At 52.5% G+C, this 4,373-nt stretch carries 2 protein-coding genes and 2 pseudogenes; all 4 read left to right on the top strand.

Annotated elements, in window-relative coordinates:
• Positions 1 to 1,360 (top strand): flagellar biosynthesis protein FlhF (locus tag CINSTRO3249_RS13210; protein ID WP_254304262.1); only part of this gene is annotated, 1,360 nt, incomplete at its 5' end.
• Positions 1,361 to 1,377: 17 nt separating this feature from the next.
• A pseudogene (locus CINSTRO3249_RS13205) lies at positions 1,378 to 1,599 on the top strand (PTS glucose transporter subunit IIA); the annotation flags it as partial.
• A gap of 361 nt (positions 1,600 to 1,960) precedes the next feature.
• Complete coding sequence (glnS, locus tag CINSTRO3249_RS13200) at positions 1,961 to 3,631, top strand: glutamine--tRNA ligase (RefSeq protein WP_074013605.1); 1,671 nt, start codon at positions 1,961 to 1,963, stop codon at positions 3,629 to 3,631.
• A 178-nt stretch (positions 3,632 to 3,809) separates the two neighbouring features.
• Positions 3,810 to 4,373 (top strand): annotated as a pseudogene (locus tag CINSTRO3249_RS13195) (hypothetical protein); the annotation flags it as partial.

Genomic DNA, 4,373 nt, shown 5'->3' with positions numbered 1-4,373 from the left:
CATAGGTATCTACACATTTATCGTGATACCTGTTATTACTTTGCAGAATGATTTCAACCTATCTGTTGGCGGGATTGACTCTCGCCTTACCCGCCGATATCAGACGCTGGTTAAACAGCATATGACGCCCGCGGCTCTTCTTGCTTCTGCGGTTAAAGACCTCGCAAGTGCTCAAAAATCAACTTTCGCAACTACCCAAGCTGTCTGGCGTTTTCTGAATAATAAGCGAATTAGCTTCAGTCAACTCAATGAGCCAATTATTTCGCTAGCACTTGAGCAAATTTCGCTTAGCCCGCATCCATACGCTCTCGTTGTTCATGATTGGTCACGTTTACAATTTCTTTACCATCATGCCAAATACGGACGCTTAAAAATGACGCACGGTGGCGATGTTGGATATGAACTTCAAAGCAGCTTGCTGGTTGATGCTGGCACGGGTTTGCCAATAGCGCCTCTATCTCAGACACTTACCGATGCAACCGGTTGTCATTCAACGTTGGCGGAAGGACTGTCCGAACGGCAGACACATATGGACGCCTTGACGACCGATATTGCCCGTGTGGAATCGCTTAATATAGGTAAAAAGCTGATTCATATAATTGATAGAGAGGGTGACTCTATTGGACATATGCGGACGTTGAGTACTCAAGGAATATGCTGGCTTATCCGAGGAAAAGAAGGACATGGTGCAGAGTGGCAAGGTAATTCATTGAAAATTGGTGAGATTGCTGCTCTTCTGCCATACAACGGATGCGGACAGGTAGACTGGAAAGGGAAAAAAGCTGATATGGAAATCAGTGAAACCTCGATAGTCATAACCCGAGCTGCGCAGCAGAAGCGTAAAGATAAAGAAACCGGCCGCCGCATAAAAATCCAACCTGGAGAGCCTCTGACGGTCAGATTGGTTGTTGTTCGGCTTACGGATGATCTCGGTAATGTGGTGGGACGCTGGACGCTGCTTACAAACGTTTGCAGCGAGATCACCTGCGAGGAAGTAGCTCGTTGGTATTACTGGCGCTGGAATATTGAATCATTTTTTAAGTTGCTGAAAGGTGCCGGACATGACGTAGAAACATGGCTTCAGCGCAGCGCGCCAGCCGTACTACGCAGGTTGTTAATAGCCAGTATGGCTGCTGTTCTGGTATGGCGGCTGCAACGCGCTGAAGGAGAAGAAAATGCGGCAGCCCGCCAGCTGATATGTCGCTTGTCAGGACGACAGCAAAAGCGAGGCCGCAGAGAGAGCGCTCCTGCTCTGCTCGCTGGCCTATCCATCTTGTTGAATACACTAAAATTATTATCGGAATATAGTCTGGAAGAACTTACTCATTTAGCGAGAGTTGCTCTTAAGCCTCCTCCCTGATGTGTAGATACCTATGCCTTAACGGGCAGGGCTTTACTTGCCTGGTGGAGGAAGGCAGTAAGGTGACGCAGGGGCAGCCTATTTTGGAGCTGGATTTGGCCTACCTGAATGCCAACGCCCGTTCGATGATAAGCCCGGTGGTCGTGAGCAACATGGAGGAGTTTGGTGCGCTGACCGCCACCGCCAACACGACCGTGGTAGCGGGGCAAAGCCGGCTGCTGGATCTTACCGGCAAATAAAATAACACGCCTGCCTTACGCGCCGTGCGGCAAATGCCCGCGGCAGGCGCGGTGATGCTGTGTTAAAACGCCTGTGCCGCAGTAAGGGGACGGGCGTTGCTTTTTTCTGCTGTTGCCCTACGCTCGCGCAGCGGGGAAGATCCCGGCGCGACAGCGTGTTAAGCCGACGCAGCGCACCTTTATCCGTTATTGCCTGCCGGCGATGACGTCTCTACTGCCCAGCCTGACGCGACCAAGACGCCGAACCGCCGCCCTGCGGCGCCGGAATGGAGAATTTCTTTAACAAACGGTTGTGTCCTGGCGTGGCATGTTGGAACATAAGCGTAATGAATGTCGTGCTGTTGCGTAGAGGAATATTAACATGAGTGAGGCTGAAGCCCGCCCAACGAATTTTATTCGTCAAATTATTGACGACGATCTGGCCTCGGGTAAGCATACATCGGTGCATACCCGTTTTCCGCCGGAGCCAAATGGCTATTTGCATATCGGCCATGCCAAATCGATTTGCCTCAATTTTGGCATCGCCCAGGATTATCAGGGCCAATGTAACCTGCGTTTCGACGATACCAATCCGGCCAAAGAGGATATGGAATACGTCGACTCCATTAAGCACGACGTGCAATGGCTGGGCTTTAATTGGAGCGGTGATATTCACTATTCTTCCGATTATTTCGACAAGCTGCACGACTACGCGCTTGAGCTAATCGACAAAGGGCTGGCCTATGTCGACCAGCTATCGCCGGATGAAATTCGCGATTATCGCGGTACGCTAACGCGCCCGGGAAAAAACAGCCCTTATCGGGATCGGAGCGTGGAAGAAAATCGGGCGCTATTCGGCAAGATGCGCCAGGGCGAATTTGCCGAAGGCAGCGCCTGCATGCGGGCGAAGATCGACATGGCCTCGCCGTTTATGGTGATGCGCGACCCGGTGCTGTACCGCATTAAATTCGCCGATCATCATCAGACCGGCAATAAGTGGTGCATCTATCCGATGTATGACTTTACCCACTGCATCTCCGATGCGTTGGAAGGCATTACCCATTCGCTGTGCACGCTGGAGTTTCAGGATAACCGCCGGCTGTATGACTGGGTGCTGGATAATATCAGCCTCGCCGTGCATCCCCGGCAGTATGAATTCTCTCGGCTGAATCTTGAATACGCCATTATGTCCAAGCGCAAGCTGAATCTCTTGGTTACCGAGAAAGTCGTAGAGGGTTGGGACGATCCGCGTATGCCGACGATTTCCGGTCTGCGTCGCCGCGGCTATACGGCGGCATCGATTCGCGAATTCTGCCGCCGCATCGGCGTGACGAAGCAGGATAATAATGTTGAGATGGCTGCGCTCGAAGCCTGTATCCGCGAAGATCTCAACGATCGCGCGCCGCGCGCCATGGCGGTGATCGACCCGGTGCGGGTGGTCATAGAAAGCCTGCCGGAGGGGCATGAACAGGATATCGTGATGCCGAACCATCCCAACAAACCGGAAATGGGCACCCGTCAGGTCGCGTTCAGCCGCGAAATTTATATCGATCGCGCTGACTTCCGTGAAGAAGCCAACAAGCAATACAAGCGGCTGGTGTTGGGCAAGGAAGTGCGCTTGCGCAATGCGTTTGTGATTAAGGCTGAACGCGTGGAAAAAGATGCCCAGGGGCAAATCACCACCATCTTCTGCCGCCATGATCCCGACACATTGAGTAAAGACCCCGCGGACGGGCGTAAGGTGAAAGGTGTCATCCACTGGGTGTCAGCCAGCCGTAGCATTGCCGCGGAGTTTCGCCTGTATGATCGGTTATTCAGCGAGGCCAACCCGGCGGCGGCAGAAGACTTTCTCTCCACGCTGAATCCAGATTCGCTGGTTATCCGTCAGGGCTTTGTCGAAGCCGGTGTGCCGGCAGCCAACGCGGGCGAACCCTTTCAATTTGAGCGCGAAGGCTATTTCTGTGCCGACAGCCGCTACTTCAGCCTCTCCCATCCGGTGTTCAACCGTACCGTCGGACTGCGCGATACCTGGGCGGCGAAAGGCGGGGCGTGATCTTCTCCGGTCCTGCGCCGTTTCTCTCTCAGGCGCAGGGAGAGGGTAGTCACGTGGCCCTGCGCCGGCATTACCCGGCCGGCAAAGGCGTCTGCTGTGACCGCCTGGGTTTATCTGCTCATGACGGCATGCAGAGGCAGAGCCCGGCTTTATAGGCATAGGTATCTACACATTTATCGTGATACCTGTTATTACTTTGCAGAATGATTTCAACCTATCTGTTGGCGGGATTGACTCTCGCCTTACCCGCCGATATCAGACGCTGGTTAAACAGCATATGACACCCGCGGCTCTTCTTGCTTCTGCGGTTAAAGACCTCGCAAGTGCTCAAAAATCAACTTTCGCAACTACCCAAGCTGTCTGGCGTTTTCTGAATAATAAGCGAATTAGCTTCAGTCAACTCAATGAGCCAATTATTTCGCTAGCACTTGAGCAAATTTCGCTTAGCCCGCATCCATACGCTCTCGTTGTTCATGATTGGTCACGTTTACAATTTCTTTACCATCATGCCAAATACGGACGCTTAAAAATGACGCACGGTGGCGATGTTGGATATGAACTTCAAAGCAGCTTGCTGGTTGATGCTGGCACGGGTTTGCCAATAGCGCCTCTATCTCAGACACTTACCGATGCAACCGGTTGTCATTCAACGTTGGCGGAAGGACTGTCCGAACGGCAGACACATATGGACGCCTTGACGACCGATATTGCCCGTGTGGAATCGCTTAATATAGGTAAAAAG

The sequence above is a fragment of the Candidatus Sodalis sp. SoCistrobi genome (assembly GCF_900143145.1).
Lineage (GTDB): Bacteria > Pseudomonadota > Gammaproteobacteria > Enterobacterales > Enterobacteriaceae > SoCistrobi.
This window is presented reverse-complemented; position numbering and strand designations above follow the sequence as displayed.